This is a genomic window from Lentzea aerocolonigenes (assembly GCF_000955955.1).
GTDB lineage: Bacteria > Actinomycetota > Actinomycetes > Mycobacteriales > Pseudonocardiaceae > Lentzea > Lentzea aerocolonigenes_A.
Genome location: NZ_JYJG01000327.1, coordinates 13570 through 27853, shown reverse-complemented (window position 1 = coordinate 27853; position 14284 = coordinate 13570). Strand labels below are relative to the sequence as shown.

Here is a 14284-nt window from a genome sequence, read left to right as displayed (position 1 = left end):
GCTGTCCTGGACGGCGTTCGGCGCGCTTTCCGCGACGATCGGTCCCTCCGGCTGCGCGACAGCGGCCTGTGGGAGCGCTAACACCGTGCCAACGGCGGCAATCGCCGCCACACCGAGCGTGCGCAGGGTGCGTTGTCTCATCACTGCTCCTTGATCGCAGGGAACCGCGTGCGAACGCGGGCCGGCCCTCGACAGCCCATGCAGGTGCGTTCACACGCGGTTGCGAAACAGCGTTAGTCCGTTTTCGGACGTGATGAGTCTTTAGTTGCGACAACGACCAGAACAAGCGACTTTCGGTGGTTGTTATCCGGCGAGCGCGAAGAGTTCGTCCGGGCGGCCCGACTGCTTGAGGACCGCGAGGGACTGCTTCTCGAGCTGGCGGATCCGCTCGCGGGTCAGGCCGAGCTCCTCCGCGACCTCCTGGAGGGTGCGCTCACGCCCGTCCTCCAGGCCGAAGCGCAGGCGCATGATCCGGCCCTGCCGCTCGGGCAACACGTCCAGCAGCGACCGCACGCCGTCGGTGAACTCCTGCTGCTCCACCATGTCCGGCGCCGAAACGCCGTCGGTGTCCTGGATCAGGTCGCCCAACACCGATCCGCCGTCGTCGCCGACCGGCGTCTCCAGCGACACGCAGGTGCGTGCCGCGTCGCGAAGATCCTGCACACGCGTCGGCGAACACTTGGCCTCGGCGGCGATCTCCTCGACCGTGGCCTCGCGGCCGAACTGAGCGGACAACTTCTGCCCGATCTTCCTGAGCTTGTTGACCTCTTCGACGACGTGCACGGGCAGGCGGACCGTGCGGGTCTGCTCGGCCAGACCCCGTTCGATCGCCTGACGAATCCACCACATGGCGTAGGTGGAGAACTTGTAACCCTTGGCGTAGTCGAACTTCTCGACCGCGCGGATCAGCCCGAGGTTGCCCTCCTGGACCACGTCCCCGAAGGGCAGGCCGCGGAACGAGTGCTTCTTCGCGACCGACACGACCAGGCGCAGGTTCGCGCGGATCATGTGGTCCTTGGCGCGCTCGCCCTGGGCGGCGATCCTGCGCAGCGAACGGCGGTCACGCGTGGTGTCGCCGGACGCGAGCAGATGGGCGGCGTAGACCCCCGCCTCGATGCGCTTGGCGAGGTCGACTTCCTCGGACGCGGTGAGCAGCGGCGTGCGCCCGACCTCGCGCAGGTACAAGCCGACCGTGTCCGCGTCCTGCTGCCCGGACGCGCGGTTCTTCAGATCTGCAGGCATGCCAAATCCCCCGTATCCGTTGGCAGGAGTGGCAGCCGGAACTGGCTGCACGTGGTGTAACGGTTCAGTGGTCCATTTCATTCCGCGGTTTTTGCTGTGACCTCAGCCTCACCCGCGTGATCGCGTGGTGCTCCACCGCGCGGATCTCGATCTTCCAGCCGGCGACCTCCACCACGTCACCGGGTTCTTCCGGGATGCGGCCCAGCAGCACCAGCACGAGACCGGCGATCGTCGCGTACGACCCGGGCGGGCCGGTCAGCTCGACGCCGACGTCCACCAGATCGTGCACCGGGAACGTGCCGGGCAGCTCGACCGATCCGTCGGCCGCGGCCTTGATCGCCACCACGTCCGAGTCGGTCTCGTCGTAGATCTCACCGACGACCTCCTCGAGCAGGTCCTCCAGCGTCACGATGCCGTCGACCGCACCGTGCTCGTCCACCACCAGCGCCAGCTGCTCGTGCTCCGCCTTCATCCGCCGCAACGCGTCCGTCACGCGCACCGAGTCCGGCAGGAACATCGGCGCCCGTCCGACTTCCGACAACGGCCGGGCATCGTCGAGCAGATCACGCAGGTGGACCACGCCGACCACGTCGTCCAGGTGACCTTCCTTCGTCACCGGCGCCCGCGAGTGTCCTGACCTCGCCAAGATTTCCCGCGCCTGCGGGGTCGTCAAACCTTGTTCCAGCACCGTGACGAGCCGGCGCGGCACCAGCACCTCGCGCAACCGTCGTTCGTGGATTTCCAGCGCACCCGTCATGATCGTGCGCTGTTCCGGGTTCAGGTGTTGCTGCACCTCGACGAGATCACGCAGCTCCTCCGGCGACATCTGCTCCTCCTCGACGTCCGGATCGCCGCCGAGGATCCGCACCACGAGGTCGGTCGCCTTGCTGAGCAGCCACACCGCCGGCCTGGACACGGTGGACAGCAGGTCGAGCGGGCGCGCGACGATCTTCGCCCAGCGCAGCGCGTACTGCATCGCCAGCCGTTTGGGCGCCAGCTCCCCGAACACCAGCGTGAAAAACGTGAGAACGATCGTGACCAGCGCGATCGCCACGCCGTTCGCGGCTCCGTCGAGGAACCCCAGCAGGGGCACGAGCGGCTGTGCGAGCGACACCGCCGCGGTGGCCGAGGCGAGGAAGCCGGACAGCGTGATGCCGATCTGGATGGTCGCGAAGAACCTGTTCGGATCACGTGCGAGGCGGACCAGCACGCGATGCCCGTCGCGTTCCAGCGAACGCAGCTGCCCCTCCCGCAACGACACCAGCGCCATCTCACTGCCGGAGAACGCCGCGTTGACCAACACCAGGACCGCGACCAGCGCGAGGTTGAAGCCGTACCCGTCCACACGTTTGGGTTAGCACGCGTGGTGGTATTTCGCACCCTGACGGCCGTCTTGAGCAGCCAGGAGGCCTCAGCCGAACGAGGTGGGGATCTAGATGGAAACTCCAGAGGTGCTGAGCGCCTCCGCGAGGACCCTGCACACCCTGCCGGAAGATCAGCCCGACCTCGCCGCCATGCGCAAGTGGGTCGGCTCTCTGCTGGGAGATCTTCCTGAGGACGTCCGGCTCGACGTTCTTCTCGTGTGCACCGAACTCGCCAGCAACTCCTACGAACATGCGACCGGACCACGCGCCGTGAGAGTGCGGCGGTACGTCGACCACATCCGAGTCGAGGTCGACGACCACACGCCGGCATCGCTACCGCAACTGGGTGAGTCACGACTCGGGAACTCACGAGGCCGTGGCTTGATGTTGATCGCCGCTATCTCTCGTTGCTGGGGCACGCGCGAGATGGTGGGCGGCAAGACCGTGTGGGCTGAGGTCGCCGCATAGTCCGCCTGTGCGTTTCGCACAGAGAAGTCGTGACACGGCACGGATGGGTTCTGCGGGGAACTTCTTCGACTCTCGACGCATGACAACGAGCTCGGGTGGGACGCGCACGCCCTGCCGCGCCGGCGACCGGAGTTTTGCGTCGTATTTCTGCGGCGTGTTCGACCTGGTCATCGCCCTCACGATCCCCGCTGAAGTGGTTCTAGGCTGATGGCGATGAACGATCTTCCGCACACCGCGCTGCGCGGCACCCTGCACGTGCTGTGGGTGGCGACGCTCGTCGTGCCGCTGGTGTCGGTGCTGCGCGAACCTTCCGCCACCCGCTGGATCGGGGTGCTGGGCCTGCTGATCGTGGCCGTGGCGTACGCGGTGGCGCTGCGGGAGGCCAGGCTGTGGGTGCTCGTGGCCGCGATGCTCGTGTCGATCCCGCTGGTGGCGCCGGTCGGGCCGGACGAGCTGTCGACCTGGGCGTGGATCGGCGGTGGCGCGGCCGGATTCGCTCCCCTGCTGCTCAGCGGCGTCTGGCGGTGGATGGCGGCGCTCGGCGCGGTCGTGCTGTCCGGGCTGGTCGGGTTCTTCGTGACCCGCGACCACACGACGTACCAGATGATCGCGGCAGCGGTCGGGGTGACGATCATCGCGCTGGCGGGGCTGCCGATGTGGTTCGCCGGGTTGCTGGCCCAGGCGCGGGCCGGGCGCGAGGCACGGGCGGAGCTGGCGGTCAGCGAGGAGCGGCTGCGGTTCGCCCGCGACGTCCACGACCTGCTCGGGCATCGGCTGACGGTCATTGCCTTGAAAGCCGAGCTGGCCGGGCGGCTCGCGTCGTCGGATCCCGAACGGTCGTCCGCCGAGGCGTTCGAGGCTCAGCGACTCGCCTCGTCGGCGCTGGCGGAAGTCCGGGACGCGGTCCACGGCTACCGGTCGGTGAACCTCCCCGAGCAGCTCGAAGCCGTGCGGAACGTGCTGCGGGAGGCCGGGATCCGCTGCACCGTCTCGGACGTCCCCGTGCACGGCGAGAGCGCCACCCAGCTCGCGCTGGCGTTGCGCGAGGCCTGCACGAACGTGCTGCGGCACAGCCACGCGACGTGGTGCATGATCGACGTCGCTCTGCAGGACGGGGAGGTGCGGATGACCGTCACGAACGACGGCGCCGGTCTGGAGCCCTCCCGCGAAGGCAACGGGATCAGGGGTATGGGCGAACGGCTCGCGGCGGTCGGCGGGAAGGTGTCCGTGGAGCGGTCCTCGGCGGAGTTCACGCTGCAGGTCGTGGTGCCCGCGTGATCAGGGTGCTGCTGGCCGACGACGAAGAACTGATCCGCGACGCGCTCGCGGCGTTGCTCGATCTGGAGCCGGACCTCGAAGTGGTGGCTCGGGCGGGCGACGGCCGGGCCGCTGTCGAGGCCGCGCTGTCGAGGCCGCACGGGCGCACCGCCCGGACGTCGCCGTGGTGGACCTGCAGATGCCGGAGCTGGACGGCCTGGAGGTCACCGAGGAGCTCGCCCGCGTGCTCCCGTCGTGCGCGGTGGTGATCCTGACCGGTCGTGGCCGGCCACCGCATCTGCAGCAGGCTCTGCACGCGGGCGCGAAGGGGTTTCTCCCCAAGGGATCGCCGGGCGGCACGCTGGCCGACGTGATCCGTCGCGTGCACGGCGGGTCGCGGTGGGTCGATCCCGCACTGGCCGCGGACGCTCTTGCCGCACCACCCTGTCCTTTGACGCAGCGCGAGCTGGAAGTGTTGCGGCTGACCGAGTTCGGCACGCCGGTCACGGCGATCGCCGCGCGCACCTCGTTGTCGGCAGGGACGGTGCGCAACCACCTGGCCGCGGTCGCCTCGAAGCTCGGGGTCGCGAACCGGGCCGACGCCTTCCGGCTGGCGTACGAGCACGGGTGGCTTTGAGGTCGTGAAACCGTGCCGGCCCGGCTCAGCGATGCAGGCAGGCCGGCACCGTCAACGTCGTGGACTGACCGTCCGTCAGCGTCCGCACGCTCGCTCCGAGCAGGAGATCACCCGCCTTGTCCAGCACCGCGCGAGCGACGCGGCTGCGGTCCTCGCCCCGTTCGAACACCCGCATGACCTTCGCACCGGCATTCACCGCCCGCGTCCAGCCCTTCGAGTGCGGGACCTCCAGCCAGTCCGCGACCTCCTCGTCCACGACCTGGCGCACCATCGCCGCCACCACACCGTCGAAAGCCTTGCCTGGCACGAACTTCTCGTACAGCTCGACGAGGTTCCTGGTCAGCTCCACCCCTTCCGGCGACGGCGCGTAGGAGGCCCTGACCAGGCTCGCGCTGAGCTCCTCCGCTTCCAGAAGGGTTTCTGGCATCGCGTCGGGCCGGATGCCGAGCACCGCGCCCGCGACGCGCCAGACGTGGTAGTAGTCCTCGGCCTCGGTGTCCGTGACCGAGACGCCGATGCGGCGCATCCCGTCGATCACCTGAACGCTGAAGATCAGCATCGCGCCGAGCAGGTCCTGCTGGCACACGGGGACCCCGTCCGCCTCCCGGTCCCATTCGGGCGAGCGCGAGACGAAGTAGCGGACCGCGGCGTGGATGAGCCTGGTCTTCTGGATCGTCGGAACGAACGACCCGCCCGTGCCGAAAGCGTTGGGCGCCATCATGTTCAGCACGAACTGCGAAGTCTCGGAAAGCCTGCGGTGCGGCTGGTTCAACCGGTGCGTGAGGGTGAGGACACGAGATGGCCTGGGTTGCGCGTAGCAGTTGACCATCGCGCCGAACGACAGCACTGACGCCACGTGCACGCCATCGTCGATGAAGAACTCGTGCGCGCGGGCGACGCGCTCCTCGTCCATCCACCTGGGCGGGGTGCCGGTGGCGATCAGGTAGTCCCTGATCGCAGGCGGCAGGCCGGCCGGGATCGGCTCGTCGTTGCCGCGGAACTCCTGCAGCACCCGGTTGACGTCGTCGAGGCCGCCGCTCTCGACCAGGCCGGCGATCACGGCGTCGGCGAGCGGGTCGCCCTCGTACTTCAGCGCATGCAGGTCCACAGGCCGAACATAGGGCCGCCCGCACGCGTGCCCTCGTGGTGATCACCTCTTCGGCCCAGCGAATCCACGCGTTCGCGGGAGCCAGCGTTCCTGTTCGGGTCAAGAAGGACGCGGACCGTCTACTGAGGGATGTGCTGAGCGAGCACGCCACGCGCCCGCCGCGTGCTGCCAGTTCGGCCGGGCGGCACGCCGGTCTCCAGTCGAGCCTTCCAGCCTGGTGCGCGCGCCTCGTGCTAACCCTTGGTCAGCACGTCGAACGCATGCCTGCGATGTTCCGCGAACAACTTCAACGCACCGTCCACATTGCCCAGTCGCAACGCCGCCACCAGGTCGCGGTGCTCCTCGCGGATCTGCTCCAGGTAGCCGTCGGTGCTGACCCCGACCCGCGTGATCAGGAACAGGTGCACCTGCGAGCGGATCGCCTCCCACGCCTGCTGCAGCCGCGAGTGGTTCGCGGCGGCGTAGACGGCGTCGTGGAACGCGATGTCGCAGCGCACCATCTCGTGCGGCGTGTCGGCGCGGTCCATCGCGGCCGCGGTCTTCTCGATCAGCGACAGGTCCGCGTCGGTCGCCTGGTCCACCACCCGGCGCACCGCCAGGACCTCCAGCGCGCCGCGGAGACTGTCCAGTTCGGCCACGTCCTGCAACGACAGCGCGGTCACCGTGGCGCCTCGGTGCCACTCGGTGTGGACGAGGCCCTCGCGTTCGAGCTTCTGCAGCGCCTCGCGGACCGGGCCGCGGCTGACCTCCAGCGCCTCCGACAGTTCCGTCTCGCGCAGGGCCTCGCCTGGCGCGTACCGGCCGTCGAAGATCGCCTCGCGGATCTCGTCGGCGACCTCGGTGCTCAGACCTCGGCGGCGTGCGGGACCCATCTTCGTCATGTCGCAATGTTAACAAGACCACAAGGTGGCAACTTGTCTCAATGTTAACATTCCTACATGCCGAACATCCCACGCTTTCACCTGGCCATGCCGGTCGACGACCTCGACGCCGCCCGCCGCTTCTACGGCGAAACGCTCGGCCTCGAGCAGGGCCGCAGCTCCGACACCTGGATCGACTGGAACCTGCACGGCCACCAGTTCGTCACGCACCTCGCGCCGAAGAGGACCGAGCAGGTGCACAACCCGGTCGACGGCCACGACGTACCGGTCCCCCACTTCGGCCTGGTCCTGACGGTCGACGAGTTCGAGAAGCTCGCCGGCAAGCTCCAGGAAGCGGGCACGAAGTTCGTCATCGAGCCGTACGTGCGGTTCAAGGGCGAGCCCGGCGAGCAGTGGACGATGTTCCTGCTGGACCCGGCCGGCAACGCACTGGAGTTCAAGGCGTTCGCGGACGACTCCCAGGTGTTCGCGGTCTGAACCCCCAAGCCCAGGTAAAAATCTTGCACACCGCGCAAGTTTCGGTAGCGTGGGAGGTGACGCCGAGCCACGACCCGGTCACCCCGGGTCAGAGGGAAAGAGGCCACCATGACCACGGCAGAGCGGCAGCGCAGTGCGCAGGAGCTCATCCGCCCGCAACTGCCCGCCGAGCTCATCGAGCGCGGCAAGTGCCCGTTCGATCCGGCCAGCGGGCTGACCGAGTTGAGCGGGCACGGGCGGATTCACCGGATCGAGCACAACGGCGAGTCGGTCTGGCTCGTCACCGGGCACGAGGAGGCGCGGGCCGTCCTCGCCGACCCGCGGATGAGCTCGGACCGCATCAACAGCCCGCGGGCGCGCAAGCTCATCTCGCCGGAACTGCACGCCAAGATCTTCCCGCCGGAGCGGCAGGCCGGGTCATTCATCTTCATGGACGCCCCCGAGCACACCCGTTACCGCAGGCTGCTGACCGGCCAGTTCACCGTGCGCAGGATGCGGGACCTGACGCCGCGCGTGCACGAGATCGTCACCGCCCAGCTGGACGCGATGATCGAGAAGGGCCCGCCGGCGGACCTGGTGCGGGACTTCGCGCTGCCGGTGCCGTCGTTGGTGATCTGCGAGCTGCTGGGCGTCGACTACGGCGACCGCGAGGAGTTCCAGCACCGCACGTCCAAGCTGCTCAGCCTCAAGACCACGATCGACGAGCAGATCGAGGTCGGCACCGAGCTGCGGAAGTTCATGCTGCAGCTCGTGCGCGCCAAGCAGCGCGATCCCGGCGACGACCTGCTGTCCGGGCTGGTCCGCGACACCGACCTGACCGAGTTCGAGCTCGCCGGCATCGCGAACCTGCTGCTCATCGCGGGTCACGAGACCACGGCGAACATGCTCGCGCTCGGCACGTTCGCGCTGCTCGAACACCCCGGGGAGTTCGCGAAGCTGCGCGAGCACCCGGAGCTCGCCGAGAACGCGGTGGAGGAGCTCCTGCGCTACCTGTCGATCATCTCGATGGGCGTCAGCAGGCACGCCAAGGAGGACGCCGAGATCGGCGGCGTCACCATCCGCAAGGACGAGACCGTCGTCGTTTCAGTGCCCGCCGTGAACCGCGACGAGAGCCAGTACCCGGACCCACACGAGCTGCGCGTCGACCGTCCGCGCGGGCACCACGTGGCGTTCGGGCACGGCATCCACCAATGCCTCGGCCAGCAGCTGGCCCGCGTGGAGATGGTGGTCGGCTTCACCGAGCTGGTGCGCAGGCTGCCGAACCTGAAGCTCGCCGTGCCCGCGGACGAGGTGCCGCTGCGCACCGACATGTCGATCTACGGCGTGCACGCCCTGCCGGTGAAATGGTGACAGTCACCTGGTGAACCCGGCGCCGAGCTGGTCGATCATCTCCCCGACCAGCTCGGCCGCCGTGTACTTCTCGGACGCGGACGGCGTGTCCAGCCACCACTGCACGACCGCGCGCAAGGTCGCCAGGATCGTCGAGGCAGTGACCATCGGATACGGGTCCACCGACGCGTCGAGCCCGCACCGCCGCGCGATCACCGCGGTCAGCTCCTGTTCGCGAGCGGAGTAGGCCGCGAACACGTGCGGCAGCAGCGCCGGATGGCGGCGCAGCTCCCGCGACTGGCGCAGGCGGTCGAGGTCGACCTCCTGCGGATAGATCGACTGCAACGCCCCGCGCAGCGCCACCAGCACCGGCTCGTCCGGTGGCCGGGCCGCGAACGCCCGCACGAACGTCTCGGCCGTCTGCTTGTCGCCGGCCATCACGGCCTCCTCTTTCGAGGAGAAGTAGTTGAAGAACGTCCGCAGCGACACCCCGGCCGCCCGCGCGATCTGCTCCACCGTCACGCCGTCGTAGCCGTGCTCGACGCACAGGCTCCACGCGGCGTCCCCCAGCGCCACCCTGGTAGCCGCTTTCTTGCGTTCGCGCAGGCCTGTCATGGCGCAAAGGTTAATGCGCCACCGCGGAAGCGACGTGCTGAGACGCCCGGTACCGGAAATTGGTTTAGACCTTGCCACCACGTGATCGTCTCACTACGGTCCGTGAGAACGCTCTCACGACCTACGGAGGACCGGGTGCGCCTACTCGGAGTCGTCGTACTGGCCGGTGCCCTGCTCACCACCGGCCAGGCACATGCCTCTCCCCCACGAGCAGACGACGCACCGGCCGTCACCCTCATCACGGGCGACCAGGTGCTCACCGGCCAGCGCGCCATCAGACCGGCACCGGGCCGCGAGCACGTCCTCTTCACCACCTACACCGCTCAGGGCCACGAGTACGTGGTGCCGGACGACGCCATCCCGATGATCTCGGCCGGCCGTCTCGACGAGCGCCTGTTCGACGTCACCGAGCTCGCCACGTACGGCGGCGCCCTGCCGGTGATCGTCACCTACCCCGCCGGCACCCTCAACGCGCAGTCCGGCATCCAGTTGCGCAGCATCAACGGTGTGGCGTTCGACGCGGCCAAGACGCCGCTCGTGGGCGGTCTGTCGACGTCGAGCGCGAAGAAGATCTGGCTCGACGCCAAGCGCAAAGCAAGCCTGGACCGCAGCGTCCCGCAGATCAACGCCCCGGCCGCGTACGCCGCGGGCTTCACCGGCAAGGGCACCACCGTCGCCGTCCTCGACACCGGCGTCGACAACACCCACCCGGACCTGAAGGACCGCGAGATCGGCTCGCGCAACTTCACGAACTCCCCGGACGACGGCGACCACTACGGCCACGGCACGCACGTGGCGTCGATCATCGCGGGCACCGGTGCGAAGAGCGGCGGCAAGTACCACGGCGTCGCACCGGACGCGAGCATCCTCGACGTGAAGGTGCTGGGCGACAACGGTTCCGGCCAGGACAGCGGCATCATCGCCGGCATGGAGTGGGCGGTCGAACAGGGCGCCCAGGTCGTCAACATGAGCCTCGGCGGCTACGACACGCCGGAGATCGAACCGCTCGAGGAGGCCGTCAACCGGCTGTCCGAGAAGGGCACGCTGTTCGTGATCGCGGCGGGCAACAGCGGCCCGGACGCGAGCACCATCGGCTCCCCCGGCACCGCCGACGCGGCTCTCACCGTCGGCGCGGTCGACGACCAGAACCAGATCGCGGAGTTCTCGAGCCGCGGCCCGACGAAGGCCGGCACGCTCAAGCCCGACCTCACCGCGCCGGGCGTCGGCATCGTCGCGGCCCTGCACTCCGACGGCCGGATCGGCCCGCCGGTCGTCGAGGGCTACACCTCGCTGGATGGCACGTCGATGGCCACGCCGCACGTCGCGGGGGCCGCGGCACTGCTTCGCCAGCAGCACCCGGAACTCAAGGGCGGCGAGCTCAAGGCCAGGCTCACCGGCAGCACCACGCCGACCGCGAAGCTGACCCCGTTCGAACAGGGCTCCGGCCGCGTCGACGTCGCCAAGCTGATCAAGCAGAACGTGACGTCGAACCCGACCAGCATCAGCTTCGGCTCGCACCAGTGGCCGCACACGGGCTCTCCCGCGCTGACCAAGGAGATCACCTACTCCAACGCGGGTTCCGAACCGGTCACCCTCGACCTCACCACCGAGACGAACGGCTCGCTGTTCAGCGTTTCGCCCGCTCGACTGACCGTGCCCGCAGGAGGTTCGGCGACCGCCACGGTCACGGCGGACATCGCCGAGCAACCGAACGGTGGAGTGCTGGGAGGCGCGATCGTCGCAAGTGGACTCCGTACGGCCGTGGTCGTCGACCTGGAGACCGAGAGCTACGACGTCAAGATCACCGGCACCGAGCGCTCGGGTGTCTCCACGACCCAGACGTTCGCGTTCCTGATCAACGTCGACACCGGCGCCCGCGTGTGGCCGAACAGCGAAACCGGCGTCGCCCGTCTCGCCAAGGGCCACTACATCCTCACGGGCAGCGTCATGTCGTCCGAGGGCGCCTACACCCACGACGTCATCAACTACCCGAACCTGACCGTCACCGGCGCCACCACGATCAACCTCGACGCCCGCAAGGCCGGGCACGTCGAGGTGAAACTGCCCGTCACCGCGCAGCTCTCGTTGCTGCAGACCGGTTTCGAACGCGTCGTGAACGGCACCAGCTACACCATCGGCAACTTCTCGGTCGGCGGCTCGATCGGCCACCTCGGCGTCGCGAGCCTCGGCCCGGACTCGCCGGAGGTCACCGGCAAGACCGCGACGTTCTGGAACGCGGGCGCGGACTTCTACGGCCTGGCCTGGTACCAGGAGGGCCACGCGCCCAACGGCCTCACCAAGACGGTCTCGCGCAAGGACCTGGCCGCGGTCAAGGTCGACATGCCCGCGCTGAAGGCAGGCCAGAACGCCACGATCGGCCACACGTCGGCTCCGGCCGGCCGCGCCGACTGGGGCTACGGCTCGCTGGACAACCTGGCCGCCGGCCCGCGCACCGAGTACTACGGCGGCGAGGGCGGCGACTGGTCGCGCAGGTTCAACCTGTTCGACGAGAACGGCAACATCGGCGCGCTCGTCACGCCGCTGCGCCACTACAAGCCGGGCCGGTCCTACGTGGAACCGTTCAACCGCGCGGTGTTCGGCCCCGCCCTGCCCGAGACCCGCGACATCCCGCACACGTTCCGCACCGGCGACCTGATGCGCGTCACGGTTCCGCTGTTCGGTGACAACGCGGGCAACGAGGGCTACAGCCCGACCACGTCAGCGCAGACCACGGTGTATCGCGACAACGCCAAAGCGTGCGAGACGGCCGAAGCGGGCTGGTGCCTTTTCGACACCGAACCGGGCGCGGCTTCGTACCGCGTCGAGACCACCGCGGTTCGGGACACCTCCTTGAGCACCAAGGTGTCCGGCGTCTGGACGTTCCGCAGCGACACCACGCCTCGCCAGACCGCTCTGCCGTTGAGCGTCGTCCGCTTCACACCGCAGCTGGACGACAACGGCTACGCCCAGGCAGGCCGCATGCTCGCCGTACCGGTCTCAACGCAGTCGCAGACCGGCTCGGTGCACGTGACGTCCGTCGAGGTCTCCTACGACGGCGGCACGACGTGGCGAAGCACGCCGGTGACCAGTGGCCGCGTGCTGCTCGCCCACCCGCAGAACGCCAAGTCGGTCTCCTTGCGCGCCAAGGCGTCCGGCTACGGCCAGACCGTGGAGCAGACCGTCATCAACGCCTACCTGCTCCGCTGATGAACCGGCCCGCGTGCTCCTCAGCCCACAAGGCCAACGAGCGCGCGGGCCTCCCCAGCACGTCTTCCACGCGCCTGGTCCTCGGACTGCCCGACGTACCGGATCTCCGCCCCACCGCGTTGCTGATCGCCCCCGCAACGAGAATCGTCATGACAGCGACGGTGGAACCTGTAGTCGACTGAAGATCAACCCAAGGGGGCTGGGGTGCGGGAACTGACGGACGAGATGGTGATCGACCACTGCCCACCTGCTCCGAAGCCGCCAGCGCCCCACGACATCACTATCCCGGGCCGTCACGTGGCCGAGATCGCCAAGCACCCCGACGGGCGGCTGGCGGTGATCAGCTGGTCGTCGCCGAAGATCGACCCCGGCCTGCTCAATCCGGCGCTGCACGTGATCGAGAACGGCAGGATCACCGACCTCGGCGCGACGCCGGCCGATGCGGGCTCGCCCGTCTGGTGGGGCGACGAGATCTACTACCTCGCGCTGACGCCACCACATCTGCAGGGCGGCAACGCGGTGTTCGACCAGCGCCACCGCAACCTCACCCCGGGCATGCCCGCCTGTCCCGCCGAGCTGGTCCAGGACGACGGCAATGCGCCGATCATGATCGTGGCAGCCGGGCTGGACACCGAGTTCCACCGCCTCGGAGGAGGCCTCCTCGCGCGCATCACGGGTGCGCACCGGCCACGCGGCGGGCGCGCCGACGAACTCGGTGACATTCCGTGGGGTGTGCAGGAACGTCTCCGTTACCAGGCCCAGGACGGACTCGACCTCGACGGCCTGCTGGTGCTCCCCGTCGGCAAAACCCGAGCCGACGGACCGTTTCCGCTCATCACGCTCGTGCACGGCGGCCCGTACGACCGGTGGGCCGACGACTTCCAGCTGCATTGGGTGCCGTCGGCGCAGTGGTTCGCGCACCAGGGGTTCGCGAGCTTCCTGCCCAACCCCAGAGGCAGCCTGGGCCGTGGCCACGAGTTCGCCGCAGCGGTCAGCAGAAGAGTCGGCCAGGAGGAGTGGCACGACATCGAGGCCGGGATCGATCTCCTCATCCACCAAGGAATCGCCAACCCGGACCGGCTCGGCATCTCCGGCTGGAGCCACGGCGGGTTCATGGCGGCCTGGGCGACCACGCGGACCGACAGGTTCAAGGCCGCGCTGGTCGGCGCGGGCATCTCCGACTGGCCCGAACTGATCGCGCACGGCGAGTGGGGCGCGTTCGAGGCGGCCCTCGGCGACGGCCCCGAGCACAGCCCGATCACCTACGCGGACCGGATCCGCACGCCGCTGCTCATCGTGCACGGCGCCGACGACACCAACGTGCCGGTGGAGCAAGCCGAACTGCTGCACCGAGCGGTGCAGACCTCGGAACTGAAGATCTATCCCGGCGAGGGGCACTCACTCCGCACCCGTGAGCACAGGCTGGATCTGCTGAACCGAGCCAGAAGGTTCTTCGCGAAGCTCTGAGTTTTGCGCAAGGCTTACGCAAAAGCCGCAAGCTGATCGTAAGCCTGCGCAAGCGGACGCATCGACCGAGAATCAATTTCTGAGCGGCGTTCGGGCGCAAACTTCCCACAGCCAGCAGGCAACTACCGCTGGTGATCGCCCCTGCCACGCCTACGACGAGGGCCAAGCACCGGAACAGGAGCACGTCTTTCCTGTTCAGAGGGCTCTGTCGCAAATTTGCGCAATCACGTCG

13 protein-coding genes are annotated in these 14284 nt (G+C 68.7%); 8 read left to right on the top strand and 5 right to left on the bottom strand.

Going from position 1 to position 14284, the window contains the following annotated elements; all coding sequences use genetic code 11:
• Positions 1 to 303: 303 nt before the first annotated feature.
• Complete coding sequence (locus UK23_RS35690; protein WP_045316158.1) at positions 304 to 1242, bottom strand: sigma-70 family RNA polymerase sigma factor; 939 nt, start codon at positions 1240 to 1242, stop codon at positions 304 to 306.
• A gap of 64 nt (positions 1243 to 1306) precedes the next feature.
• Positions 1307 to 2587 carry a hemolysin family protein gene (locus tag UK23_RS35685; protein ID WP_045316157.1) on the bottom strand — a complete coding sequence of 427 codons (1281 nt, stop codon included), beginning with the start codon at positions 2585 to 2587 and terminating at the stop codon, positions 1307 to 1309.
• 91 nt (positions 2588 to 2678) lie between these two features.
• Here UK23_RS35685 and UK23_RS35680 point away from each other — a divergent pair, with 91 nt between their 5' ends.
• From UK23_RS35680 to UK23_RS35670, 4 genes are all read left to right on the top strand, one after another.
• A complete protein-coding gene (locus tag UK23_RS35680) occupies positions 2679 to 3074 on the top strand; it encodes an ATP-binding protein (protein WP_045316156.1) in 396 nt (131 codons plus the stop codon).
• Positions 3075 to 3287: 213 nt separating this feature from the next.
• A complete protein-coding gene (locus tag UK23_RS35675) occupies positions 3288 to 4352 on the top strand; it encodes a sensor histidine kinase (protein ID WP_196778038.1) in 1065 nt (354 codons plus the stop codon).
• A complete protein-coding gene (locus tag UK23_RS54875) occupies positions 4349 to 4600 on the top strand; it encodes a hypothetical protein (protein ID WP_330770503.1) in 252 nt (83 codons plus the stop codon). Before UK23_RS35675 ends, UK23_RS54875 begins: the two co-directional genes overlap by 4 nt.
• Positions 4531 to 4968, top strand: a complete 438-nt coding sequence (locus UK23_RS35670) for a response regulator transcription factor (protein ID WP_330770502.1) — start codon at positions 4531 to 4533, stop codon at positions 4966 to 4968. Before UK23_RS54875 ends, UK23_RS35670 begins: the two co-directional genes overlap by 70 nt.
• 25 nt (positions 4969 to 4993) lie before the next feature.
• Here the strand turns inward: UK23_RS35670 and UK23_RS35665 are convergent, their stop codons facing one another.
• Together UK23_RS35665 and UK23_RS35660 are read right to left on the bottom strand one after the other, a co-directional pair.
• Complete coding sequence (locus UK23_RS35665) at positions 4994 to 6076, bottom strand: oxygenase MpaB family protein (RefSeq protein WP_082115241.1); 1083 nt, start codon at positions 6074 to 6076, stop codon at positions 4994 to 4996.
• Positions 6077 to 6309: 233 nt separating this feature from the next.
• The gene (locus tag UK23_RS35660) at positions 6310 to 6948 is read right to left on the bottom strand and encodes a GntR family transcriptional regulator (protein ID WP_052685360.1); all 639 of its coding nucleotides are present in this window, start codon (positions 6946 to 6948) and stop codon (positions 6310 to 6312) included.
• 66 nt (positions 6949 to 7014) lie between these two features.
• Here UK23_RS35660 and UK23_RS35655 point away from each other — a divergent pair, with 66 nt between their 5' ends.
• On the top strand, positions 7015 to 7434 hold the full coding sequence (locus UK23_RS35655; protein ID WP_045316153.1) for a VOC family protein: 420 nt from the start codon (positions 7015 to 7017) through the stop codon (positions 7432 to 7434).
• A 108-nt stretch (positions 7435 to 7542) separates the two neighbouring features.
• Positions 7543 to 8784 (top strand): cytochrome P450, encoded by a 1242-nt coding sequence (locus UK23_RS35650; RefSeq protein ID WP_045316152.1) that lies wholly within the window; start codon positions 7543 to 7545, stop codon positions 8782 to 8784.
• A 3-nt stretch (positions 8785 to 8787) separates the two neighbouring features.
• On the opposite strand, the gene UK23_RS35645 is transcribed toward UK23_RS35650, so the two are convergent.
• The gene (locus UK23_RS35645; RefSeq protein WP_045316151.1) at positions 8788 to 9378 is read right to left on the bottom strand and encodes a TetR/AcrR family transcriptional regulator; all 591 of its coding nucleotides are present in this window, start codon (positions 9376 to 9378) and stop codon (positions 8788 to 8790) included.
• Positions 9379 to 9513: 135 nt separating this feature from the next.
• Here UK23_RS35645 and UK23_RS35640 point away from each other — a divergent pair, with 135 nt between their 5' ends.
• A complete protein-coding gene (locus tag UK23_RS35640) occupies positions 9514 to 12585 on the top strand; it encodes a S8 family peptidase (protein WP_052685358.1) in 3072 nt (1023 codons plus the stop codon).
• Positions 12586 to 12789: 204 nt separating this feature from the next.
• Positions 12790 to 14052: an alpha/beta hydrolase family protein gene (locus UK23_RS35635; RefSeq protein WP_052685357.1), complete on the top strand. Its 1263-nt coding sequence runs from the start codon at positions 12790 to 12792 to the stop codon at positions 14050 to 14052.
• The last annotated feature ends 232 nt before the right edge of the window (positions 14053 to 14284 follow it).